Below are 25,397 nucleotides of genomic sequence, written 5' to 3'. Positions count from 1 at the left end.
GAGAGATAAAGGGACTGAGAAGAGATGGTGACTTCCTGGAGCCGGGGCGCGTCCGGGCCCGTATGACGCGCTCGACGGCGCGACGGGTGGGACCGGGGAGCGGGCCGGGAAGGACAGCGGGGTCACCCGGCCGTCTCGCCGGCCTTCGCCGATCGGCGCAGCGGGTGCACGAGTGTGGCGAGGATGGCGCCGGTGCCGGGGAAGGTCTCCGGTCTCACCAGACCGACAGAGGCCGGTTCGCGACCGGGGTGCCATGTGTAACTGCCGAACACCCTGTCCCAGACGGACAGTTCGGAACCGTAGTGACCGGCCTCGGCGAGGTCGGTGCTGTGGTGCAGACGGTGTTGCTCGGGGCCGGCGAACACATGGTTGAGCCTGCCGAGGCGGACGGTGATGTTGGCATGGATGAAATACCCCTGGGCGATGACGAAGAGACCCACTCCGAAGACGGCCCGCTCGGAGAACCCGACCAGAGCCACCGTCAGTTGCACACTGGCCTGGGAGATGAGCACGTCGGCGACGTGATTGACGCCGTTGTTGCCGACGTTGACCTTGTCGGGCACGTGGTGCACGCCGTGCAGTCGCCACAGCCACGGATTGACGTGCCCGAGCCTGTGCACCGTGTAACTGGTGAGCGAACCCAGCAGAAGGGCGAAGGGGATCTCCACCCACAGCGGAAACATGGAGTCGGGCCGGGCCACCGCGCCCACAGCGATCATCACGAGGGTCTGCCCAAGGGCGCCGCTCAGCGCCGTGAGTACGTAGTAGACGGCGTACCAGCCCCACTCACGCCGATTCGGCTGCCAGGCACGCTCGTACGGAATCAGGTATTCCAGCACTACGAGGTAGCCGAGCACCGAGAGTTGGAAGAGGAGGGTGACCCGGTCCTGAGCCCAGCCGAAGCGCACCGACGAGACGAACACGGCCACGACGGAGACCAGCAGGAGGGGGTGGGCGGCCCGGGAGAGGACCGCTCGCACCACCCTCCCCGGGGCGCGCCCCCGTCGGAGGCCACCCGTGTCACTGGTCGGGGAACTGGACATGGCACCTCTCATCGGCGGCGGACCTGGGTACATCCCCGGCGGACTGTCCTCCGCCGGGGATGTGTATCAACAGAGTGCTGTGGATCAGTAACGCTGCGCAATGGCCCCGGCCCGGCGTGCGGGATCGCGCGGGCTCGGGCCCGCGATCCGCTCGCACCCCTGGCGCAACCCCGGCAATGGTCGCGATCCCGCATAACTCGCTGAGCGTGGGTAAGGGGCGACGGCCGGCGAACGCGGGGGAGCTCGCGGCGTGATCCATGCGCCGGAACGGGTTTGGGACTCCCGGACGCTGTTCTCGCACTCCCCGCCGCACGTCCACCGCGGAGAACGGGTCTGCCGTGTGGCGCGATGAATCCGGGGCGGCGCCCCGTCGAGCGCCAAGAGGGGTGCCGGGTCAGGGGGCGCAAGGCGGGCGCACGGGGGCATGCTCCGGCGTCCAAGTCCGCATCAGGGTCGCACAGCGCCCCGTTACGGCGCGGGGGACGGGGCGGTGTCGCATTGATGAGACGTCGGGTATCGGACAAGGCGGTGGCTGAATGTGGACTGATGGTCGCGTGGGGGCAAATGCCAGAAGCAATACCACAGTATGTTTTTCAGCCAAAAGCCAGGTGAGGGGGGTGCGTCCGCTCGGCGGCGTTCCATGAATGCTGTCGGCGCTCGCACATGCATCCGGATTTGGTGGGCAGGTGATTCGCGGGAGTTGTTTTGTTGCCCAGAGAGTGAGGTGTACCGTACTCACGCTCGACCGATACCGAACGGAGTATCCCGTGGCATCGTTCGGGGGAACGGGACAAAAGAGTGCGGAGGCCCGCACGGTCCTGGATTGTCCGGCGGCTCGCGGAACGGTGAACGAAGAGGTGGGGAGTTCATGGCCAATCCTTTTGACGATGATGAAGCTCGATTCCTGGTTCTGATCAATGAGGAACGTCAGTACTCGCTCTGGCCCGCAACTTCCGAAGTGCCGGAAGGGTGGCGGACGGCGCGGCCGGAAGGGTCGCGGCAGGAGTGTCTCGACTTCATCGAGGCGTCCTGGGTCGACATGAGGCCGGCCAGTCTGGTGGCCCTCCTTGAGGGCGAGGGCAAGTAGTACCTGGCCCGACCAGCGAAAAGGCTCGTCGTGGGTGCGACCGCCCGGCGGTCGTGTTCGCCGATGCCGCCGCCCCGTCAGGGGCGGCATGCCATCCCGGAGCTCTGCGGGACACGTGCGTACCGATCGCTGCGTTCGGTACGCGAGGCGTAGGGCCTAAAGGTGAGCGGCCCCGATCGACATCGCTTTCCGCCCGCGCGGCGGAAGGCGCCGCGGGAAGATCCGCCATGCCTTCACGGACATGTCGAATACCTCTTGGAAGAGCGGAAGTGCCATGCAGGAAAGCCGTGCTCGTCTTCTCCCGTTAACCGCAGCGCAGCAAGGCGTCTGGTATGCGCAACTGCTGGATCCGCAGAGCCCGAAGTACAACATCGGTGAGTGCATAGAAATCCGCGGACCGTTGGACGAAAAGACGTTCGAAACGGTACTGCGGCGGGCCGGCGACGAGTGCGACAGTCTCAACACGGAGTTCGTCACAGAAGACGACATCGTTCATCAGCGGATCACCCGGAAGCCGCCACAACGCTGCGGTGTCGTGGATCTGACGGGTGCCGATGATCCTGTCGACGCGGCAGAACGATACATGGCGGATGACATGGCTGCGGTCGATTCCCTGACATCCCCGCGCCATACCCTGACTCTGATCAAGCTCCGTGCGGATCTCCACTACTGGTACCTCCGATATCACCACATCGCCATGGACGGGCTCAGCGGGTCGGTGTTCGCCCGCCGGGTCGCCGAGATGTACACCGCCGCCATGCGTGGTGAGGAACCGGCCGGTGTCGAGGCGCCGTTGAGCGCGCTGATCGATGACGAGATCCGGTACCGGCGGTCGGCCGCGTTCGAGAACGACCGGGCCTACTGGACGAAGAAGTTCGGCGACCTCTCCCGCCCCGCGGACGGCCATCCCGGCGGGGGACCCGCGGGAACGGTCCGCACCCCGGGCGACAGCACCCTCATTCCACGTCGTACGTCCCACCGCGGCGCCGGTTCCGACGCCACGCGCGGCGCTGACTCCGACGGGCGGCCCGCTGCCGCCGGCAACCACCTCCACCAGGGCGAGACACTGCCGCCACAGGTCATGGCCGGACTGCGCTCCATCGCCGCCGGAGCGCGGACCACCTGGTCAGCCGTCTACGTAAGCGCTGTCGCCGCCTACCTCGCCCGCATCACCGGGTGCCGCGATGTCGTGATCGGGCTGGCCTCGAACGGTCGCCACGGCAGCCTGCGCCACATCGTGGGCATGACGGCCAACATTCTTCCCCTCCGCATACGCGTCACCCCCGACATGACCGTCGAACAGCTGGTCCGTACGGTCGCGACGGAGATGCGGCTGGCTCTTCGGCACCGTCGCTACTCCCGGGAGGACCTGGCCCGGGATCTGAATATCGCCGATGACGCGTCCCGGCTCTCCGACATCGTCGTGAACGTCATGCCGTACGACTACGGCCTCGACTTCGCCGGAAGCCCCGGAGCCTCACGACTCCTTTCGACCGGTCCGGTCGACGACGTCTCCATGTTCATCTCCGAGCGGTCCGAGAAGGACGGGCCGCTGATCGGGTTCGATGTGAACCAGGACCTCTACCACTTCGACGACGTGCTTCCGCACCAACAGGGCATCACCACACTCATCACGGAGTTCGCCCAGGCGGACCTGACCTCTCCCCTCGCCTCCCTACGGACGCTGGACGACTCGACCACTGAGGCTGTTCTGGACTGGGGTCATGGTGGTGTGCTTGAGGTGCCGGATGGTGTGTTGGGTGGTGGGTTGTTCGGTGGTGGTGTGGGTGGTGTGTTGGGTGGTGGTGTGGGTGGTGGTGTGGTGGCTGTGTGTGGTGGGGGTGTGGAGTTGTCGTATGAGGGGTTGGAGGTGGGGTCTCGGTTGTTGGGTGAGTGTTTGGTGGGGTTGGGGTTGGGTGTGGAGGGGTGTGTGGGTGTGTTGGTGGGTGGGGGTTCGGTGGGTGTGGTGGTGGTGTCGGTGGGTGTGGTGCGGGCGGGTGGGGTGTATGTGCCGTTGGATGTGCGGTGGCCGGTGGAGCGGTTGAGGGGTGTGGTGGGTGTGGTGGGGTTGGATGTGTTGGTGGTGGGTGAGGGTTTGGTGGGTCATGGGTGGGTGGGGGAGATGTGTGGGGTGGTGCCGGTGGTGGTGGTGGATGGTGTGGGTGGTGTGGTGTCGGTTGTTGGTGGGTCGGGGGTTGTGGTTTCGGGGGGTGGGGTTTCCTGTGGTGGTGGGTTGCCGGTGGTGGTGGGTGGTGGTCGGTTGGCGTATGTGATGTTTACGTCGGGTTCGTCTGGGGTGCCGAAGGGTGTGGGGGTGTCGCATGGCGATGTGTTGGCGTTGGCGGGGGATGGTGTGTGGGGTGGGGGTGGTGTTGATGTGGTGTTGATGCATTCGGCGTTTGTGTTTGATGCGTCGACGTTTGAGGTGTGGGTGGCGTTGTTGCGGGGTGGTCGGGTGGTGGTGGCTCCGGAGGGGGTGTTGGAGGGTCGGGTGTTGGGTGAGTTGGTGGTGTCTGAGGGTGTGACGGCGGTGTTTTTGACGACTGCGTTGTTCAATGTGCTGGCTGAGTGGGATGTGGGTGTGTTTCGTGGGTTGAGGTTGGTGGCGACGGGGGGTGAGGTGGCGGCGCCTGGGTTGTTGCAGCGGGTGGCTGGTGAGGTTCCGGGGACGCGTTTCTTTCATGTGTATGGGCCGACGGAGACGACGACGTTTGCGACGCGGTTTGAGGTGTGCCCGGGTGATGGTGGCGGTGATGGGGCTGGTGGTGGTGTGGGTGTGGCGCCGATTGGTGGGGCGTTTGATGGTGTGCGGGTGTATGTGTTGGATGGTGGGTTGGGGTTGGTGGCGCCGGGTGTGGTGGGGGAGTTGTATGTGGGTGGTCGTGGGGTGGCGCGGGGTTATGTGGGGCGTGTGGGGTTGACGGCGTCGCGGTTTGTGGCTGATCCGTTTGTGGGTGGGGGTGGTCGGATGTATCGGACGGGGGATCTGGTGCGGTGGAATGGTCGGGGTGAGTTGGAGTATGTGGGGCGTGCGGATGGTCAGGTGAAGGTGCGGGGGTATCGCATCGAGCCGGGTGAGATCGAAGGCGCGTTGGACGGTCTTCCTGGAGTCGCCACCGCCTTTGTGACCGTGCGCGAGGACATGCCCGGAGACCGCCGGCTGGTTGCGTACGTGGTGCCTTCGGCCGGCGCGGTGCTTGAGCAGGCCGAGCTGGTGACCGGCCTCGGACGGACGCTGCCGGAGTACATGACACCCTCCGCGTTCGTCTTCCTCGACGCTCTGCCCCTGACGCCCAATGGCAAGGTCGACCGGCGCGCCCTGCCGGCTCCCGAGGCGCCGACCACCCAGGCGAAGGGCCGCGAGCCGAGGACGGCACGGGAGACGATCCTGTGCGGACTGTTCGCCGACATCCTGGGCCTGGACCGGGTCGGAGTCGACGACCAGTTCTTCGACCTCGGTGGGCATTCGCTGCTGGCCACCCGGCTCGTCAGCCGTATCCGGACCGTGCTGGGTGTGGAGGTGGGTGTCAAGACACTGTTCGCGCATCCCACGGTCGAGGGCCTGGCCGCCGTGCTCGACGGCGGTGAGCGAGCCAGGACGGCGTTGCTGCCCGAGCGACGGCCCGAGGTGCTGCCGTTGTCGTTCGCGCAGCAGCGGCTCTGGTTCCTGAACAGGCTTGAGGGCCCCAGTGCGACCTACAACGTGCCGTTGGTCCTGCGGCTGGAGGGCGCTCTGGACGTCGACGCGCTCGGCGCGGCCCTCGCCGATGTCGTCGAACGACACGAGACCCTGCGCACCGTCTTCCCCGAAACGGACGGCGTGGCCCGCCAACTGGTGCTGGACGCGTCGGCGGTCGACCTCGACCTGAGGCCGGAGGACATCGACCCGGCCGACCTGGACCGAGTGCTCACCGAGTCCGTCTCCCACGCCTTTGATGTGGCCTCGGAAGTGCCGTTGCGGGTGCGGTTGTTGGGGTTGGGTGGTGGGGTGTTCGTGTTGGTGTGGGTGGTGCATCATGTGGCGGCTGATGGTTGGTCGTTGGCGCCGTTGGTGCGTGATGTGGGGGTGGCGTACCGGGCGCGTTCGGGTGGTGGTGTGCCGGGGTGGGGTGTGTTGCCGGTGCAGTACGCGGATTACGCGTTGTGGCAGCGGCGGGTGCTGGGTGACGAGGATGACGCGAGCAGTGAGATGGGGCGTCAGTTGGGTTTCTGGCGTGGGGCGTTGGCGGGGTTGCCGGAGTTGGTGGAGTTGCCGTGGGATCGGGTGCGTCCTTCGGTGATGCGGTATGAGGGTGATGTGGTGGGGTTCCGGGTGGGTGGGGTGGTTCATGCGGGGTTGGTGGGGTTGGCGCGGTCGTCGGGGTGCAGTGTGTTCATGGTGTTGCAGGCGGCGGTGGCGGTGTTGTTGTCGCGGCATGGTGGGGGTGAGGACATCGCGTTGGGTACGGCGGTGGCGGGGCGTACGGATGAGGCGTTGGACGATCTCGTCGGGTTCTTCGTGAACACTTTGGTCCTGCGGACGGATCTGTCGGGTGATCCGACGTTCCGTGAGGTGCTGGGGCGGGTGCGGGACTTCGACCTCGATGCCTACGCCCACCAGGACGTGCCCTTCGAGCGCCTGGTCGACGTCCTCAGTCCGACGCGGACGGAGAGCTTCCACCCGCTCTTCCAGACCATGGTCGTCCTCCAGAACCAGGAGTCGGCCCGGATCGACCTCCCCGGACTGTCCGTCACCAGCCAGCCGGTACACACCGGCATCAGCAAGTTCGATCTGACGTTCTCCTTCACCGAGACACACGACGAAGCCGGGCGAGTCACCGGCATCGACGGCAGCCTGGAGTTCTCCACCGAACTGTTCGAGGTGGCGACGGCCCGGTCGTTGGCCGACCGGCTGACCCGGCTGCTCGATGGTGTGACGTCCGACCCCGATGTACGGGTGCACAGCATCCAGATGCTCACCGAGCCGGAGCAGCAGCGCGTGCTTGAGGCAGGCCGCGGTGAAGTGCGTCGGTTCTCTCCTTCGACGGTGCCGGCGGCTTTTGGTGCGCAGGTGGTCCGTGGGTCTGGTGTGGTGGCGGTGTGTGATGGGGTGCGGGAGTTGTCGTATGGGGAGTTGGATGGGGAGTCGGATGTGTTGGCGGGTTGTTTGGTGGGTCGTGGTGTGGGGGTGGGGGATGTGGTGGCTGTGGTGTTGCCGGGGAGGGTTGAGTCGGTGGTGGCGATGTTGGCGGTGTTGAAGGTGGGGGCGGTGTATTTGCCGGTTGATCCGGAGTATCCGGTGTCGCGGGTCAGGTTTATGTTTGAGGATGCGCGGCCGGTGTTGGTGTTGTCGGTGAGTGGGGTGGGTGGTGTGTTTGGTTCGTTGGGGGTGCCGTTGGTGGAGTTGGATGATGTGGGGTCGTGGGGGTCGGGGTGTGTGGGTGGTGTGGAGCGGGTGGTGGTTCCGGATTCGGGTGCGTATGTGATTTATACGTCGGGTTCGACGGGGGTGCCGAAGGGGGTGGTGGTTTCGCATGGTGCGTTGGTGAATCACATGGGGTGGTTGGCGGGGCAGGTTGGTTTTGGGGTGGGGGATCGGGTGCTTGCGCGTACGTCGTTGAGTTTTGATGCGTCGGTGTGGGAGACGTGGTTGCCGCTTCTGCATGGTGGGTGTGTTTGTGTGGTGTCGCCGGAGGTGAATCGTGATCCTGATGTGTTGTTGCGTCGTATGGGTGAGTTGGGGGTGAGTGTTGCGCAGTTCGTGCCGTCGCATTTGTCGGTGGTTGTGCGTGAGGCGTCGGTGTCTGTTCCGGGGTGTTTGCGGGTTGTGTTGTGTGGTGGTGAGGTGCTTCCGGTGGGGTTGGCGGCGGAGGTTGCGGGTGTGTGGGGTGTTGAGGTGCACAATTTGTATGGGCCGACGGAGGCGACGATTGATTCGACGGCGTTTCGGGTGGGTTCTGTTGGGGTGCGGGGTGGGGGGTCTGTGCCGATCGGTGTTCCGGTTCGTAATGTGCGGGTGTATGTGTTGGATGGTGGGTTGGGGTTGGTGCCGTGGGGTGTGGTGGGGGAGTTGTATGTGGCGGGGGAGGGGTTGGCTCGGGGGTATTTGGGGCGTGCGGGGTTGACGGCGTCGCGGTTCGTGGCTGATCCGTTCGGTGTTGCGGGTGGGCGGATGTATCGCACGGGTGATCTTGTGCGGTGGAATGCTGATGGTCAGCTGGAGTATGTGTCGCGTGCGGATGATCAGGTCAAGTTGCGTGGGTTCCGTATTGAGTTGGGTGAGGTCGAGGCCGTGTTGTCGGGGTTGCCGGGTGTTTCGGCGGCCTGTGTGGTCGTTCGGGAGGACCAGCCCGGCGACCGACGACTCGTCGCCTACACAGTGGCCGACACACGGAACGGCCGACCGGCCATCGACGCGGCCGAATTACGTGGCGGGCTGGCGGCCGTGCTGCCGGAGTACATGGTCCCCGCCGCATTCGTCACACTTGACGCGCTGCCCCTCCTGCCCAACGGTAAGACCGACCGCCGGGCACTGCCGGCACCCGACCTGACCTCGGGCCGGCCCACCGGGCGCGCACCGCGCACCGCGCAGGAACGAATCATCTGCGAGGTGTTCGCGGGGACTCTAGCCACCCCGGACATCCACATCGACGACGATTTCTTCGCGCTCGGCGGCGACAGCATCCTGTCCATCCAGGTCGTCAGCCGGACCCGTAAAGCCGGGCTGGTCATCACCCCGCGTGATGTCTTCGTGCACCGGACCCCCGAGATGATCGCCTCGGTCGCCGCACCCATCGGTGAGCAACCCGTGGACGCCACGGACCAAGGTGTCGGCGAGGTGCCGTTGACCCCCATAGCCGCCTGGTTCCTCGGACGGCCCGGACCCACCGACGGCTACAACCAGTCGAGTGTGCTGCGTTCGCCCGCCGGGGCCGACGAAGCGGACCTGGTCGCGACGCTCCAGCTGCTCCTCGACCACCACGACGCCCTCAGACTGCGGCTCACCGGAACACCGGACGGGGGATTTGGGCTGGAAGTGCTGCCCCAGGGGGCGGTGCCCGCGAGAGAACACCTGACCCGCGTGGACATCGCCGACCTGGACGCCGACACCGCCGACACGGTGATGGCCGAGGCCGCCGAATCCGCCCGCCGCAGGTTACGGCCCGCCGCCGGAGCCATGACCGAAGCGGTCTGGTTCGACGCCGGCGCCGACCGGCCGGGCAGACTGCTCCTCGTCGTCCAGCATCTGGCCGTCGACGCCGTCTCCTGGCGCACGCTCACCGCCGACTTCGTCGCGGCCTGGCAGGAGGTCACCTCGGCACCCGGTCGTCCCGGTGACCACTCCCGTACCCCCGCCTCCCGCACGCGTGAGCCCGGGAGCGGCACATCCCCACTCCCCGCCGTCCTCACCTCGTACCGCCGCTGGGCCGAACTCCTGGTCGCCGAGGCGCACAGTCCCGCACGCGCCGACGAACTGCCGCTATGGCAGGACATCATCCGCACCGAGGAACCGCGGCTGGGGCACCGGCCGCTCGACCCCGGCAAGGACACCGCGGCCCGCGTCACCACCCGCACCTTCACCCTCCCCGCCGAGTGGACCCAGCCCCTGCTGACCACCGCACCGACCGCCTTCCACGCGGGCGTCAACGACGTGCTGCTCACCGGACTGGCCCTCGCGGTCGCCGGGTGGCGGGCCGAGCGGAACGTCCCGGGACACCCCGCTGTACTGCTCGACCTGGAGGGGCACGGCCGTGAGCAGCTGTCCGAGCACATCGACCTGACGCGCACGGTCGGCTGGTTCACCAGCATGTACCCGGTCAGGCTCGACCCGGGGCCGGTCAGCCGGTACGAGGCACGGGCCTACGACGGGCCACTCGTCGACCGCGCCCTCAAACGCGTCAAGGAACAGCTACACGCCATTCCCGACCACGGCATCGGCTACGGCCTGCTCCGCCATCTGAACCCGGTCACCCGCGCCCTGCTCCAGGACGCGCCGACCCCACAGATCGGCTTCAACTACCTCGGGAGGTACGCCGGTTCGCAGGGCGGCGAGGCGGCCGGGGCCGGCCCCGACTGGCAGCTCCTCCTCGACGGCGGAGGTCCCCGGAGCCAGGACCCCGACATGGCGGTCCACCACGTGCTCGACATCAACGCGTACACCCAGGACCTTCCCGACGGGCCGCGCCTGGTCGCCGGCTGGACCTGGCCGACGGAACTCCTGAGCGAACCGGACGTGGAAGAACTCGCCGAAGGGTGGCTACGAGCACTGCGCGCCATCGCCGAGCACGCCCAAGCGCCGGACGTCGGAGGCTACACACCCTCCGACCTCCCCCTGGTCTCCCTGAACCAGGCCCAGATCGACCGACTGCAGAACAAGTGGGGTGGACGCAAGTGACCGGGTTCCAGCTTCAGGACATCCTGCCGTTGACGCCGTTGCAGGCAGGCATGCTGTTCCATGCCCAGTACGACTCGGAGGCGGTGGATGTCTACACCGCGCAGTTCGTCTTCGAGATCGAGGGCCCGGTGAACGCGGCGGTGCTGCACAGAGCCGTCCGGGGACTGCTGCGCAGACACGCGAATCTGCGGGTCGGATTCCTCCACGAGGACCTGGACGAACCCGTCCAGGCGGTCGCCGCCGAGGTCTCACCGCTCTTCGAGGAGATCGACCTCACCGGCCGCGAGCCCACCGAGCGGGCCGAAGCCCTCGCCGCCTTCCTCGAAACCGACCGGGCCCGGCGCTTCGACCTCGAAGAGCCGCCCCTGCTGAGGTTCACCCTGATCAGGACGGACACCCACCGGTACCGCCTGGTGATGACCAGCCACCACATCCTGTTCGACGGATGGTCCACCCCCCTGGTCGTGCGGGAGCTGTTCGAGCTGTACGCGCGCGGCGGCGACGACAGCGCCATGCCGCGCGTCGTCCCCTACCGGAACTACCTCGCCTGGCTGGCCGCCCAGGACCGGGCGGCCACCACGGACGCCTGGCGCACCGCGCTCGCCGGGGTGGCGGAACCGACCCTGCTGTCCGGCGGCAGATCCGCCGCCGTGTCCTCGGACGAACTGCCCGAGCAGGTCGTACTCACACTGGGCGAGTCCGTCACGGCTCGTCTGCGTGACACCGCCCGCCGCCACCGCCTCACCCTGAACACCCTCGTACAGGGCGCGTGGGGACTGCTCCTGCACCAGCTCACCGGACAGGACGACGTGCTGTTCGGCACCACCGTCTCCGGTCGGCCGCCGGAGATCACGGGCGTCGAATCCATGATCGGCCTGTTCATCAACACCGTGCCCGTGCGGATCGCGGTACATGACGACGACACCTTCGCCACTCTGCTGGGCCGGGTACAGGACGAGCAGGGCCGCCTCCTCGGCCACCAGTACCTCGGGCTGACCGAGGTCCACGCGCTCACCGGCCTGGACGAACTCTTCGACACGCTCGTCGTCTTCGAGAACTACCCCATGGACGCAGAGGCACTGCGACAGGCACAGGAAGGACTGCCCGGCCTCCGGATCGTCGGCTTCGAAGGCACGGACGCGGCCCACTACCCGCTGACCCTCACCGTCGCACCCGGGGACGATCTCCGGATCACGTTCGGACACCGGACCGCCGCTTTCGGGCACGAGGACGTCCGGTTGATGGCGGAACGGCTGCGTCTGGTGCTGGAGACCTTCGCCGACGACCTCGACGGACGTGTCGCCGGCCTGAGCGTGCTGCTCCCGGGTGAGGCCGGGCGACTGCTGGACTGGGGTCGTGGTGGTGTGCTTGAGGTGCCGGATGGTGTGTTGGGTGGTGGGTTGTTCGGTGGTGGTGTGGGTGGTGTGTTGGGTGGTGGTGTGGGTGGTGGTGTGGTGGCTGTGTGTGGTGGGGGTGTGGAGTTGTCGTATGAGGGGTTGGAGGTGGGGTCTCGGTTGTTGGGTGAGTGTTTGGTGGGGTTGGGGTTGGGTGTGGAGGGGTGTGTGGGTGTGTTGGTGGGTGGGGGTTCGGTGGGTGTGGTGGTGGTGTCGGTGGGTGTGGTGCGGGCGGGTGGGGTGTATGTGCCGTTGGATGTGCGGTGGCCGGTGGAGCGGTTGAGGGGTGTGGTGGGTGTGGTGGGGTTGGATGTGTTGGTGGTGGGTGAGGGTTTGGTGGGTCATGGGTGGGTGGGGGAGATGTGTGGGGTGGTGCCGGTGGTGGTGGTGGATGGTGTGGGTGGTGTGGTGTCGGTTGTTGGTGGGTCGGGGGTTGTGGTTTCGGGGGGTGGGGTTTCCTGTGGTGGTGGGTTGCCGGTGGTGGTGGGTGGTGGTCGGTTGGCGTATGTGATGTTTACGTCGGGTTCGTCTGGGGTGCCGAAGGGTGTGGGGGTGTCGCATGGCGATGTGTTGGCGTTGGCGGGGGATGGTGTGTGGGGTGGGGGTGGTGTTGATGTGGTGTTGATGCATTCGGCGTTTGTGTTTGATGCGTCGACGTTTGAGGTGTGGGTGGCGTTGTTGCGGGGTGGTCGGGTGGTGGTGGCTCCGGAGGGGGTGTTGGAGGGTCGGGTGTTGGGTGAGTTGGTGGTGTCTGAGGGTGTGACGGCGGTGTTTTTGACGACTGCGTTGTTCAATGTGCTGGCTGAGTGGGATGTGAGTGTGCTGGCCGGTCTGCGGTTGGTGTGTGTGGGTGGTGAGATGGCGGCGCCCGGGGTGATGCAGCGGGTTGCCGGGGCGTTGCCGGGGACGCGTCTGTTGCATGTGTATGGGCCGACGGAGACGACGACGTTTGCGACGCGGTTCGAGGTGTGCCCGGCTGACGGTGATGGGGATGGGGCTGGTGGTGGTGTGGGTGTGGCGCCGATTGGTGGGGCGTTTGATGGTGTGCGGGTGTATGTGTTGGATGGTGGGTTGGGGTTGGTGGCGCCGGGTGTGGTGGGGGAGTTGTATGTGGGTGGTCGTGGGGTGGCGCGGGGTTATGTGGGGCGTGTGGGGTTGACGGCGTCGCGGTTTGTGGCTGATCCGTTTGTGGGTGGGGGTGGTCGGATGTATCGGACGGGGGATCTGGTGCGGTGGAATGGTCGGGGTGAGTTGGAGTATGTGGGGCGTGCGGATGGTCAGGTGAAGGTGCGGGGGTATCGCATCGAGCCGGGTGAGATCGAGGGGGTGTTGAGTGGTCTGGTGTCGGTGGCGTCGGCGTGTGTGGTGGTGCGTGAGGATGTTCCCGGGGACCGCCGGCTCGTCGCCTATGTGGTGGCCGCTGATCAGGCGATGGTGTCGCCGGAGACACTGGCGGCCGAGGTGGGCCGGAAGCTTCCCGCGTACATGGTTCCGTCCGCGTTCGTCACTCTGGACGCTCTGCCGCTGACGACCAACGGCAAGGTCGACCGCCGCGCACTGCCCGAACCCGAGAGTTCGGCCGGTACGGGAGGTCGTCCGCCGCGAACCGCGCACGAGGAGATACTCGCCGACCTCTTCGCGGAGACGCTGGGCCTCGGACGAGTCGCTGTGGAGGACGATTTCTTCGCGCTCGGCGGGCACTCGTTGCTGGCCACCCGGCTCGTCGGCCGTATCCGTTCCTCCCTCGGGGTCGAACTGAAGGTCCGTACGCTGTTCGAGCATTCGACTGTTGCCGCGTTGGCGTCGGTGCTCGACGGGGCGGACCGGGCGCGGGTGGCGCTCGTGCGTGAGGAGCGGCCGGCGCGTCTGCCGTTGTCGTTCGCGCAGCAGCGGCTCTGGTTCCTGAACAGGCTTGAAGGTCCCAGTGCGACCTACAACGTGCCGTTGGTCCTGCGGCTGGAGGGCGATCTGGACGTCGACGCCCTGCGCCAGGCCGTCACCGACGTCGTCACACGCCACGAAACCCTGCGCACCGTCTTCCCGGAGAACGACGGCATGCCCGAGCAACTGATCCTCGACGCGGCCGATGTCGTCGTCGACTTCACGGTCGACGACGTGTCGGAGGCCGAACTCCCCGACGCGATCAGGCGTGCATCCACCGAACCGTTCGACCTGTCGTGTGAGGTGCCGTTGCGGGTGTGTTTGTTGGGGTTGGGTGGTGGGGTGTTTGTGTTGGTGTGGGTGGTGCATCATGTGGCGGCTGATGGTTGGTCGTTGGCGCCGTTGGTGCGTGATGTGGGGGTGGCGTACCGGGCGCGTTCGGGTGGTGGTGTGCCGGGGTGGGGTGTGTTGCCGGTGCAGTACGCGGATTACGCGTTGTGGCAGCGGCGGGTGCTGGGTGAGGAGAGTGACGCGGGGAGTGTGGGCGCGCGTCAGCTGGGTTTCTGGCGTGGGGCGTTGGCGGGGTTGCCGGAGTTGGTGGAGTTGCCGTGGGATCGGGTGCGTCCTTCGGTGATGCGGTATGAGGGTGATGTGGTGGGGTTCCGGGTGGGTGGGGTGGTTCATGCGGGGTTGGTGGGGTTGGCGCGGTCGTCGGGGTGCAGTGTGTTCATGGTGTTGCAGGCGGCGGTGGCGGTGTTGTTGTCGCGGCATGGTGGGGGTGAGGACATCGCGTTGGGTACGGCGGTGGCGGGGCGTACGGATGAGGCGTTGGACGATCTCGTCGGGTTCTTCGTGAACACTTTGGTCCTGCGGACGGATCTGTCGGGTGATCCGACGTTCCGTGAGGTGCTGGAGCGGGTACGGGACTTCGACCTCGACGCCTACGCCCACCAGGACATGCCGTTCGAGCGGCTGGTGGAGATGCTGAACCCGGCACGGTCGCAGAACCATCACCCGCTCTTCCAGACCATGCTCGTCCTCCAGAACCAGGCACCGGCCGAGATCGACCTCCCCGGCCTCTCCGTCAGCAGCGAACCCGCCTCCATCGGGGTCAGCAAGTTCGACCTCTCCTTCTCCTTCGCCGAGACGCACGACGAGCACGGTGTGCCCCAGGGCATGGAAGCGACCCTGGACTACTCCACGGAGCTGTTCGACGCCGGGACGGTCCACCACCTCGTCGACCGGCTCACACGCCTGCTCGCGTCGGTCGTCGCCGATCCGGGACGGCCCGTCGCCGCCCACGACCTGCTCACGGCCGGTGAACGGTCGGACCTCGAAGCCTGGGGACGCGGACCGGACACCTCGATACCCGAGGCGAGCATCCCGGAACTGTTCCAGGACCGGGTACGGCGCGCGCCCGACGCGATCGCCGTCCGCGACGGTGCCGGAACCCTGACGTACGGACAGCTGAACTCCCGTGCCAACGCCCTCGCCCACCACCTGATCGACCGCGGTGTCGGCCCGGAGGACCTGGTCGCGCTCGCCGTGCCACGGTCCGCCGGGATGATCGTCGCCATGCTCGCGGTGCTGAAGGCGGGCGCGGCCTATCTGCCGGTCGACCCGGAGTACCCGGCGTCCCGCATCACGTACATGCTCGACGACGCGCGACCGGTCCTCCTGCTCACCACCACCGCCACGCGCGGACAACTCCCCGCCATCGCGACGCCGTTCATCGCACTGGACGACGACACCGCCCCCTGGGCCGGCCACCGGACCGACGATCCGCGGACCGCCCCGCACGTCTCCCTGCCCGCGTACGTGATCTACACCTCCGGCTCGACCGGCCGCCCCAAGGGCGTCGTCGTCACGCATCGCGGGGTCGCAGCCATGGTGCGGACCCATCTGGAACGCCTGGACCTGACACCCGCGAGCCGGGTGCTCCAGATGGCGTCGATCAGCTTCGACGCGGCGTTCTGGGACATCTGCATGGGGCTGCTCACCGGAGCCCGGCTGGAGATCGCCGACCGGTCGGAGCTGGAACCGGGGCCCGCCCTGGCCCGCCTCCTCGTGGAGCGGGGCGTCACCCACCTCACCCTGCCGCCCGCGGCTCTCGCCGTGATGCCACCCGAGGACGGAATCCCGCACGGCCTCACACTCGTCCTCGCCGGAGAGGCGTGCACACCCGCGCTCGTCCGCCGGTGGGCCCCGCACCGACGCCTCGTCAACGCCTACGGACCGACCGAGACCACGGTCTGCGCGACGATCAGCGCCGTGCAGCCCACGGACGGCCCGCAGGCACCCGTACGGACCGTACCGATCGGCACCCCGGTGAACCGGGCGGAGGTGTACGTACTCGACGCCGGGCTGCGGTTCGTGCCGCCGGGCGTCGTCGGGGAGTTGTACGTGGCCGGGGACGGACTCGCCCGGGGATACCTGGGACGTGCCGGGCTCACCGCGTCACGGTTCGTCGCCGATCCGTTCAGCACCGCCGGCCGGCGCATGTACCGCACCGGTGACCTCGTACGGTGGAACGCCGACGGCCAACTCGAATACGTGTCCCGGGCCGACGACCAGGTCAAGCTCCGTGGGTTCCGCATCGAGCTGGGGGAGATCGAGGCAGCGCTCACCGCACTGCCCGCCGTTTCCGCCGCCTGCGCGGTCGTCCGTGAGGACCGGCCGGGCGACCCGCGGCTCGTCGCGTACACGGTGGCCCCGAACGGGCGGCGAGGTGCCGCGGCGGCGGAACTGCGTGCCGGACTCGCCTCCGTACTGCCCGGACACATGGTGCCGTCGGTGTTCGTCCCGCTCGAAGCCCTGCCCGTCACCCCGAACGGGAAGGTCGACCGCCGGGCGCTGCCCGCCCCCGACCTGTCCCTGGGCCGTGAGGCGGGGCGCGTCCCCGTCACGGAGCGGGAGAAGGTCCTGTGCGAGGTGTTCGCCGACGTCCTCGACATCCCCGACGTCCACCTCGACGACGACTTCTTCGCGCTCGGCGGGCACTCGCTGCTGGCCGTGCGGCTGGCCCAGCGCATCGAGGACCGGCTCGGGGCACGGCTGTCGATGCGCGCCGTCTTCGCCGCGCCCACCGTCGACGGCATCCGGCGGACCCTCGACGCCACCGATGCCCCGCACCCCACGGACGCCGCCGCACCGGGCGCGGACCCGCAGGACGACGTGCGGTTGGCACCCGACATCGCCCGGGTTCCCGCGCTACCGTCCGGGGCGGCGGGAGCGGCGCGCAGACCGCTGCTGACCGGCGGCTCAGGATTCCTCGGCGCGTTCCTCCTGCGCGATCTGCTGGAGACCACGGACGACGCGGTGGACTGCCTCGTACGGGCCGAGGACGAGGCCGACGGCGTACGCAGACTGCGCGCCAACCTGGAACGGTACGGGCTCTGGAAGGACCACTACGGCGAGCTGATCCACGCAGTGCCGGGCGACCTGGCGGCGCCGGGGCTCGGCATGCCGGACCGGGCGCTCAAGGCGCTCCGGAGCAGGGCCGGGGACGTCTACCACAACGGTGCCCGGGTCAACTTCGCCGCACCCTACGGGGAGTTGCGCGACGCCAACGTGGACGGCACCGAGGAACTGCTGCGTGTCGTGGCCGCGTCGGAGTCGGGCCGTATGCACTACATCTCGACCACGGGTGTCCATGCCCGGCCGACGGACGGACCCCGGACGGTCACGGAGACCACACCTCTGGGACCGGTGGGCGACCTGCCGGACGGCTACTCGCAGAGCAAGTGGGTGGCCGAGGGGATCGTACGGATCGCGCGGCGGCGCGGACTCGCGGTGACGGTCCTCCGGCCTGCCCGGATCTCGGGCGACTCGCGGACCGGCGCCTGCCAGGAGCGGGACCTTCTCTGGCAGTTCATCAAGGGATGCCTCCAGGCGCGGGCCGTTCCGGAAGGAGCCGACGAGTCCACCGGCTGGATACCGGTGGACTACGTGAGCGCGGCCGTCGTGGCGCTCGCGGGCCGGGAGCGGCGGGAACCGCGGCCGGACCCGGCCGCTCCGGCCGGGGACACCTTCCACCTCACCCATCCCGGGGCGCCGGCCCTCTCGCAGGTCTTCCGGGCGGCGGAAGCCCTCGGCTACCCGCTGCACCCGGTGGGGCCCGAGCAGTGGAGCAAGCGCGTGGCGGCCCAGCCGGACAACGCCGCACAGCTCTTCCTCGGCGGCGCGACGGAAGGACACGGCGCAACGGGCGGCGCCGGGCGGCGGGGCGCGGCGCCCGAGGCGGCGGAAACCACCCCGCTCCCCGTGCAGACGTTCGACTCCACGGTCACGATCGAGGCGGTGAGGGCGGCGGGAGTCACCCTTCCCGCGCTGACCGACGCGACCCTGCGGACCTATCTGACCTATTTCATCCGTACCGGGTTCCTGCCGTCCCCGACCGAGGAGGGCGGCCGGTGACCCCGTCCCCGCACGCCTCGGCCGGCGGGTCCGGCGCCCGCCCCGCTCAGCGCGGCGCCGGCCTGAGCTCGGCGGGCGTCGTCCCCTTCGCGGCGGCCAGGGCGATGTTCCGCGCCATCCCGCCGAACAGCAGGGCGTGGAAGGGGGAGATGCTCCACCAGTACGCATGACCGAGCAGTCCGTGTGGATGGAACAGGGCCCGCTGCCGGTAGCGGGCCCGGCCGTTCCCGTCCCGCTCGACGTACAGCTCCAGCCAGGCCAGGCCAGGCAGCCGCATCTCGGCCCGCAGCCGCAGCAGACGGCCCGGCTCGATCTCCTCGACCCGCCAGAAGTCCAGGGAGTCGCCCACCCTGAGCCGTTCGGCGTCCCGTCGCCCCCGGCGCAGACCCACCCCGCCGAACAACCGGTCCAGCCAGCCCCGTACCGCCCAGGCCAGCGGGAAGGAGTACCAGCCGTGGTCACCCCCGATGCCCTCGACGACCCGCCACAGGGCCTCGGGGGACGCGTCCACTTCCCTCTCCCGTACGTCCGTGTACAGGCTCCCGCCCGCCCAGTCGGGGTCGGTGGGCAGCGGGTCGCTCGGCACCCCCGGTACCGAAGCCGACGACCAGCGCGTCGTCACCTTCGCCTCCCGCACCCGCTGAAGGGCGAGCGACAGCGCCTCGCGGAAGCTGAACGGCCGCCCCGGACCGTCCGGGACATAGCGGTCGATGTCGTGTTCGCGGCACACCACCTCGTAGCGCAGTGACTCGGCGAGCGGCCGGGCGATCGCGCGGGGAACCGGGGTGACCAGCCCGATCCAGTGGCTGGACAGCCGGGGCGTCAGCATCGGGACCGGCACGATCAGCCGGTGCGGCAGTCCGGCGACCCGCGCGTACTCCTGCATCATGTCGCGGTACGTGACGACGTCCGGCCCGCCGATGTCGAAGGTGCGGTTCACGTCCTCGGGCATGTGCGCGCTGCCCACCAGATAGCGCAGCACATCGCGGACGGCGACCGGCTGGATTCGCGTCGACACCCAGCTCGGCGTGAGCATCACCGGCAGACGCTCGGTGAGATAGCGCAGCATCTCGAAGGAGGCCGAACCCGATCCGATGATGACCGCGGCGCGGAGCGCGGTCGTCGGCACCCCCGATCCCAGGAAGACGTCACCCACCTCGGCGCGCGAGCGCAGATGGGGGGACAGCCGGTCCACCGGTACGTCCTCCGGGGTGAGGCCGCCCAGATAGACGATGCGCCGGACGCCGACGGCGCGTGCCTGCTCGGCGAAGACACGGGCCGCCCTGCGGTCCGTCTCCTCGAAGTCCGGTCCGCTGCCGAGCGCGTGCACCAGGTAGTAGGCGACATCGATGCCGCGCAGGGAGGAGCGGACCGACTCCGCGTCGGTGACGTCCCCCCGGACGACCTCGGCCTCACCCGCCCACGGGTAGTCACGCAGTTTCTCCGGGGTGCGCGCGAGACAACGCACCCGGTGGCCCGCCTCCAGCAGCTCCGGCACCAGCCTCCCGCCGATGTAGCCCGTCGCCCCGGTCACCAGGCAGTGCACCCCCGGTGCACGGTCCTCGCCGTCCATGAAGCCTCCACCTCGGTCCGTGTGCCGCACGTCCACCGTGCCCGCGCACGCGCGATCCCGCTTCCCGGAGTACCCCGGGTACCCGCGCGCACACGGCCCCGCTCCCCGGAGTACGCCGCCCACGGCGACTCGCGCCCAGGACCGCCGAACGGGTCACCTCCGGCCGTCCCGGGGAGCGTCACGGCCCTGACAGCAGCACCATGGGCCTTCGGCCGTGATCCGCTGGGAAGACCGTCGGCGACCCACCGGGGCGGCCGTCCGGCGGGTACTCCTCCGGGTTCCGGGTACGCGGCGGACCACACCGCCCCAACCGGGCACGGGGACCGAAGAGGCACTGCCGACCGACACGAGGAAAGGGAGGCGCGATGCGCCGCATCCGGGCGGAGGGACGCTCCCGCACCGATCACGGACCGGTGCCCGCGGACGCCCGGAGCGTCGACACGGATGTCACCGGGGCGGTCGGCCGGGCGATCGAGGCGGTGCTGCGCGAACGGCTCCGCGAGGCCGGAACGGTGGACACCGTCTTCGCCCGGGACATCGCCGAACGCGTCGCCGACTTCACGCTCAGCGGCGGCAAACGCACCCGCCCCGGATTCCTCTGGTGGGCGATGCGGGCCTGTGGCGGAGGAGACGACCCGGCGGACACCTGGGCGGCGCTCCGCCTGGGAGCCGGACTGGAACTCATCCAGACGTGCGCGCTCGTCCACGACGACGTGATGGACGGCTCCGCGCTGCGCCGCGGCAGACCCGCCGTGCACGCGGACCTCGCCGCGCAGTTCGGTACGGGCCCCGATCCGGTGCGGGGACGGCCCTTCGGCAGATCGGCCGCGGTCCTCGTCGGTGACCTCTCCCTCGCCTGGGCCGACGACATCGTCGCGGACACACCGATGGCCCCACTGCCCGGTCGACGGGTGCGGAGCATCTGGCGGGCGATGCGCACGGAGATGGTCGCCGGACAGTACCTGGACCTGCACGGTCAGGCGACCGGCACCCGGACCGCCGCACACGCCCTGCGCACCGCCCGTCTCAAGAGCGCCCTGTACTCGGTGGAACGGCCCCTCGCGCTCGGCGCCGCGCTCGCCGGCGCGGACGAGCCCACGACCCGCGCGCTCTGCTCCGCGGGGCGCTGCGCGGGACTCGCCTTCCAGCTCCGGGACGACCTGCTCGGAGTCTTCGGCGACCCGGAACGGACCGGGAAACCGTCCGGCGACGACATCCGCGAGGGGAAACCGACGTATCTGATGGCCATGGCCCGTGAGCGCGCCGACGTGACGGGGGACCACCGTGCCCGGAACGCCATCGACGCCGCCCTGGGGGACGCCGGTCTGACCGAGGAAGGTCTGGAGCGGGCACGGGACGCGCTGATCGCGACCGGGGCCCGCGCCGCCGTCGAGGAGGAGATCGACCGCCTCGTGGAGGACGGCACGCGCTGCCTGGCGGGCGTGGCCTGGGAACCGGCCGCCGGACGCAGACTCGGCGACCTGCTCGCGTCGGTGGCGGGGGCGTCCGCGGAACCGGCCTCCTCGCCGGGCGGGGCGGTTCCGGGGCGGGTGCGCGAAGGCGGTGACGGCGCGCGCCCGGCGATCGGGACGGCCGCGGCGGCCCGAGGAGAGAGCGAGCACCACTGATGAACCCCGCGGACCCGGCATCGTCCGTCATGCCCTCCACGCCGGTCGCGCCGGCTACACCCGCCACGCCCGCATGTCCGCCACGTCCGCCATGACCGTCACACCCGCCATATCCGTAACACCAGTCAGACCCATCACACCCGTCGCACCCGCCATGCCCGGAAGAGCCGGAAGAGCTGGAAGAGCTGGAACACCTCGATGACCGTGAAGACAGTGAAGAAGCCCACCGACCATGTGGTGGTGATCGGTGCCGGACTCGCCGGTCTCTCCGCCACCCTGCATCTGCTCGGCGCCGGACGTCGGGTCACCGTCGTGGAACGGGACCTGTCGCCGGGCGGCAGGACCGGGCTGCTGGAACGCGGTGGCTACCGCTTCGACACCGGACCCACGGTGCTGACCATGCCGGACCTGATCGAGGAGGCGTTCGCCGCGGTCGGTGACCGGCTCGCCGACCGGCTGGACCTGATCCCGCTGCACCCCGCCTACCGGGCCCGGTTCGCCGACGGCTCGGAGCTGGACGTGCACACCGAACCGGCCGCCATGGAGGACGCCGTCGAACGGTTCGCCGGCGCCCGGGAAGCGGACGGGTACCGCCGCCTCAGGGTATGGCTCGAACGGCTCTACAAGGTCCAGATGCGCCGCTTCATCGACGCCAACTTCGACTCGCCGTTCTCGCTCCTCCACCCCGACCTGGCGCGGCTCGCCGCACTCGGCGGCTTCGGCCGGCTCGACGCCCGGATCGGGAGCTTCCTCTCGGACGAGAGACTGCGCCGGGTCTTCTCCTTCCAGGCGCTCTACGCGGGCGTTCCCCCGGCCCGCGCGCTCGCCGCCTACGCCGTCATCGCGTACATGGACACGGTGGCCGGTGTCCACTTCCCGCGCGGCGGCATGCACGCCCTGCCCAGGGCCATGGCGGAGTCGGCCGCCGACGCCGGGGCCGACTTCCGGTACGGACACACCGTCACCCGACTGGAACGCTCCGGTGAGCGGATCACCGCCGTCGTCACCGACCGGGACCGCATCCCCTGCGACGCCGTGGTCCTCACCCCCGACCTGCCCGTCAGCTACCGCCTGCTGGGCCGGGCCCCGCACCGCCCGCTCGCCCTGCGGCACTCCCCGTCGGCGGTGGTCCTGCACGCGGGAACCGGCCGTACCTGGCCCGGCCTCGCCCACCACACCATCTCGTTCGGCTCCGCGTGGAAGAAGACCTTCGACGAACTCACCCGCACCGGCCGTCCGATGAGCGACCCGTCCCTGCTCATCACCCGCCCCACCGCCACCGACCCCGCCCTCGCCCCGCCCGGGAAACACCTGCACTACGTCCTGGCACCCTGCCCCAACACCGACATCGGCCCCGGCGCAGTTGAGTGGCGGGAGCTGGCGCCCCGCTACCGCGACACCCTGCTCGGCACGCTCGACCGGCGCGGACTCCCCGGGCTCGCCGCCGCCATCGAGGAGGAGTGCCTGGTCACACCGGCCGACTGGACCGCCCAGGGACACGCGGCCGGCACCCCGTTCTCCGCCGCGCACACCTTCCCGCAGACCGGACCCTTCCGGCCCCGCAACCTCGTGCGCGGCACGGAGAACGCCGTACTCGCGGGCTGCGGCACCACCCCCGGCGTCGGTGTGCCGACCGTACTGATCTCCGGGAAACTCGCCGCCGCCCGGATCACCGGCCCGCGCCCAGCGGGGACCGCCGCCCGCGTCGCCCGCCCCCTCGGACGACAGGCCCGCACCCCGAAAGGCACCCCCGCATGACCGCCCGCGAACTCGACGCGGCTGGCATCCACGAGCCCGCCCTGCGGGACGCCTACACCAGGTGCCGCCGCCTCAACGCCCGGCACGGCAAGACCTACTTCCTCGCCACCCGGCTGCTCCCCGACGACCGCCGTCCCGCCGTGCACGCCCTGTACGGCTTCGCCCGCCGCGCCGACGACATCGTGGACGACCTGGACAGCGACGCCACCCCCGCCCAACGCGCCCGCGCGCTCCGCGACTTCCAGGACCGGCTGGAGGAAGCACTGCGCCGGGCCCCGGACCCCGGTCCCGCCCGGCGGCGCCTCGGCCAGGTGACCGAGGCCGCCGCACCCGCGTCCGCAGCCGCCGGGCCCGACCCGGTGATCAGAGCCCTCGTGCACACGGCCGGCGCCTACGGCATCGACCATCAGCACTTCGCCGACTTCATGACCTCCATGCGCAGCGACCTCCAGGTGACCGGATACGCCACCTACGAGGAACTGGGCCACTACATGCACGGCTCCGCCGCCGTCATCGGCCTTGAGATGCTGCCGGTGCTCGGCACCGTCGGGCCCGAGGCGGAGGCAGCGCCGTACGCCGCGGCGCTCGGCGTCGCCTTCCAGCTGACCAACTTCCTGCGTGACGTCGGTGAGGACCTCGACCGAGGGCGCCTCTACCTCCCGGCCGATCTCCTCGCCGCGCACGGCGCGGACCGGGAACTCCTGGAGTGGAGCCGGGCCACCGGCGGCCGGGACTCCAGGATCACCGCCGCGCTGCGCGCCGCCGCCGCCCACAACCGCGGCGTCTACCTGACGGCGCTTCCCGGCCTCCGCCTCCTCGACCCGGTGTCACGCCCTTGCGTGCGTACCGCGTTCGTCCTCTACGGCGGCATCCTCGACGCGATCGAGGACGACGGATACGCCGTCCTGCACCGTCGTGCGGTCGTGCCCCGACGCCGCCGCGCCGCCGTGGCCCTTCACGGACTGGTCCGGGCAGTGGCGGCCAGGGCCGCCGCCCCCGGGCGGGGACGGCGGGCCGCGCCGCACCATCCCGACCCCGCCCGTCCGGCCCCCGCGGCGCTCCGGGCGGCGACGCCCCTGCGGAAGGAGCCGGTGTGACGGCGGACGACCGGTCCCGGCGCGGCCGTGTCCCGCTGAGCCTGCGACGCCACCCCGTCCGCTGGGAGCGGCAGCCACCCACCTGGCGTGAGGCCCGGCCGGCGCTCATCGCCGATGCCCTGAAGCGCGCACTCGCCCGCCCCTCCGGCAACTGGTACGTCGTCGGGGCGTCCCGCGACATCACCGCCGGCCGGCCGTTCGGCCGCACCGTGGCTGGCATCGAAGTGGTCCTCTGGCGTGACACCGACGGCACCCCGCGAGCGGGGCAGGGAGCCTGCCCGCACCTCGGCGCACCGCTGCGGGACAGCCGGGTGCGCTGCGGCACGCTCGTCTGCCACTGGCACGGACTCGCCCTGGACGGCGCGCCGTTCGCCGGATGGGAGCCGTACCCGGTCTTCGACGACGGGGTCCTCGTCTGGGTCCGGCTGGATCACGTGGGCGGTGAGACCCCGCTGGACCGGCCCCTCGTCCCGGACCGGCCCCACCAGGCATCGGCCCTCGCGGCCGTCTACCAGGGGCGGGGCGTCTGCGAGCCGGAGGACGTGGTCGCCAACCGGCTCGATCCGTGGCACGGCGCGTGGTTCCACCCGTACACCTTCGTCGATCTCACCGTCGTCGGGACACCCGCACCGGCGGCTCCCGGCGCGTCGGACACCGGTGGCGCGGATGACGGTGGTGCGGATGACGGCGGTGGGCGGCGGCCGGACACGGACGGTTTCGCGGTGGACGTCTCGTTCAAGCTCGCGGGGCGGGTGGTGGTGCCGGTGAGAGCGGTGTTCACCGCCCCCGGGCCGCGTACGGTCGTCATGCGCATCACCGAGGGCGAGGGCCGGGGTTCGGTGGTCGAGACCCACGCCACCCCGCTCGGCCCGGACCGTACGGGCCGGCCGCGCACGGTCGTCGTCGAGGCCCTGATCGCCGCGTCGGACCGCCGCGGTTTCGCGGTCGCCCGGTCGGCGGCGCCGCTCCTGCGTCCGCTGATGCGGCTGTCGGCGGGCCGGCTGTGGCGCGACGACCTCGCCTATGCGCACCGGCGCTGGGAGCTGCGCGCCGACGGCCGGTTCCCCGGCTGACCACCGGGCACCGGGCGCGACCGGCCGAATGACGCGTCCGGTCCACCGGCCGGACGTCACGCACACCTGGCGG

General features: G+C 69.7%; 10 protein-coding genes. 7 read left to right on the top strand and 3 right to left on the bottom strand.

From position 1 onward, the window contains the following. Positions 1-122: 122 nt before the first annotated feature. Positions 123-1,043 (bottom strand): sterol desaturase family protein, encoded by a 921-nt coding sequence (locus PZB75_RS01740; protein WP_275533495.1) that lies wholly within the window; start codon positions 1,041-1,043, stop codon positions 123-125. A gap of 868 nt (positions 1,044-1,911) precedes the next feature. Here PZB75_RS01740 and PZB75_RS01735 point away from each other — a divergent pair. Beyond that, complete coding sequence (locus PZB75_RS01735) at positions 1,912-2,130, top strand: MbtH family protein (RefSeq protein WP_275533494.1); 219 nt, start codon at positions 1,912-1,914, stop codon at positions 2,128-2,130. Between the two features lie 304 nt (positions 2,131-2,434). On the opposite strand, the gene PZB75_RS01730 is transcribed toward PZB75_RS01735, so the two are convergent. Next, entirely contained in the window at positions 2,435-2,797 is a 363-nt protein-coding gene (locus PZB75_RS01730; RefSeq protein ID WP_275533493.1) for a hypothetical protein, read from the bottom strand. On the opposite strand from PZB75_RS01730, the gene PZB75_RS01725 reads away from it, so the two are divergent. Further along, positions 2,714-10,504: an amino acid adenylation domain-containing protein gene (locus tag PZB75_RS01725; RefSeq protein ID WP_343286213.1), complete on the top strand. Its 7,791-nt coding sequence runs from the start codon at positions 2,714-2,716 to the stop codon at positions 10,502-10,504. The two genes, PZB75_RS01730 and PZB75_RS01725, sit on opposite strands and share 84 nt — an antisense overlap. Beyond that, a complete protein-coding gene (locus PZB75_RS01720) occupies positions 10,501-18,195 on the top strand; it encodes a non-ribosomal peptide synthetase (protein WP_275533492.1) in 7,695 nt (2,564 codons plus the stop codon). The genes PZB75_RS01725 and PZB75_RS01720 overlap by 4 nt, the downstream gene beginning before the upstream one ends. Before the next feature lie 46 nt (positions 18,196-18,241). Here the strand turns inward: PZB75_RS01720 and PZB75_RS01715 are convergent, their stop codons facing one another. Continuing rightward, positions 18,242-19,768 (bottom strand): SDR family oxidoreductase, encoded by a 1,527-nt coding sequence (locus PZB75_RS01715; RefSeq protein ID WP_275533491.1) that lies wholly within the window; start codon positions 19,766-19,768, stop codon positions 18,242-18,244. A 365-nt stretch (positions 19,769-20,133) separates the two neighbouring features. On the opposite strand from PZB75_RS01715, the gene PZB75_RS01710 reads away from it, so the two are divergent. The 4 genes from PZB75_RS01710 (at position 20,134) to PZB75_RS01695 (ending at position 25,324) form a co-directional block, all read left to right on the top strand. After that, positions 20,134-21,396 (top strand): polyprenyl synthetase family protein, encoded by a 1,263-nt coding sequence (locus tag PZB75_RS01710; protein ID WP_275533490.1) that lies wholly within the window; start codon positions 20,134-20,136, stop codon positions 21,394-21,396. Positions 21,397-21,600: 204 nt separating this feature from the next. Then, complete coding sequence (locus PZB75_RS01705) at positions 21,601-23,154, top strand: phytoene desaturase (protein WP_275538543.1); 1,554 nt, start codon at positions 21,601-21,603, stop codon at positions 23,152-23,154. After that, positions 23,151-24,251 (top strand): phytoene/squalene synthase family protein, encoded by a 1,101-nt coding sequence (locus tag PZB75_RS01700; RefSeq protein ID WP_275533489.1) that lies wholly within the window; start codon positions 23,151-23,153, stop codon positions 24,249-24,251. The genes PZB75_RS01705 and PZB75_RS01700 overlap by 4 nt, the downstream gene beginning before the upstream one ends. After that, positions 24,248-25,324: a DUF5914 domain-containing protein gene (locus PZB75_RS01695; protein ID WP_275533488.1), complete on the top strand. Its 1,077-nt coding sequence runs from the start codon at positions 24,248-24,250 to the stop codon at positions 25,322-25,324. Before PZB75_RS01700 ends, PZB75_RS01695 begins: the two co-directional genes overlap by 4 nt. The last annotated feature ends 73 nt before the right edge of the window (positions 25,325-25,397 follow it).

Source organism: Streptomyces sp. AM 4-1-1, from assembly GCF_029167625.1.
Taxonomy (GTDB): Bacteria; Actinomycetota; Actinomycetes; order Streptomycetales; family Streptomycetaceae; genus Streptomyces.
This window is presented reverse-complemented; position numbering and strand designations above follow the sequence as displayed.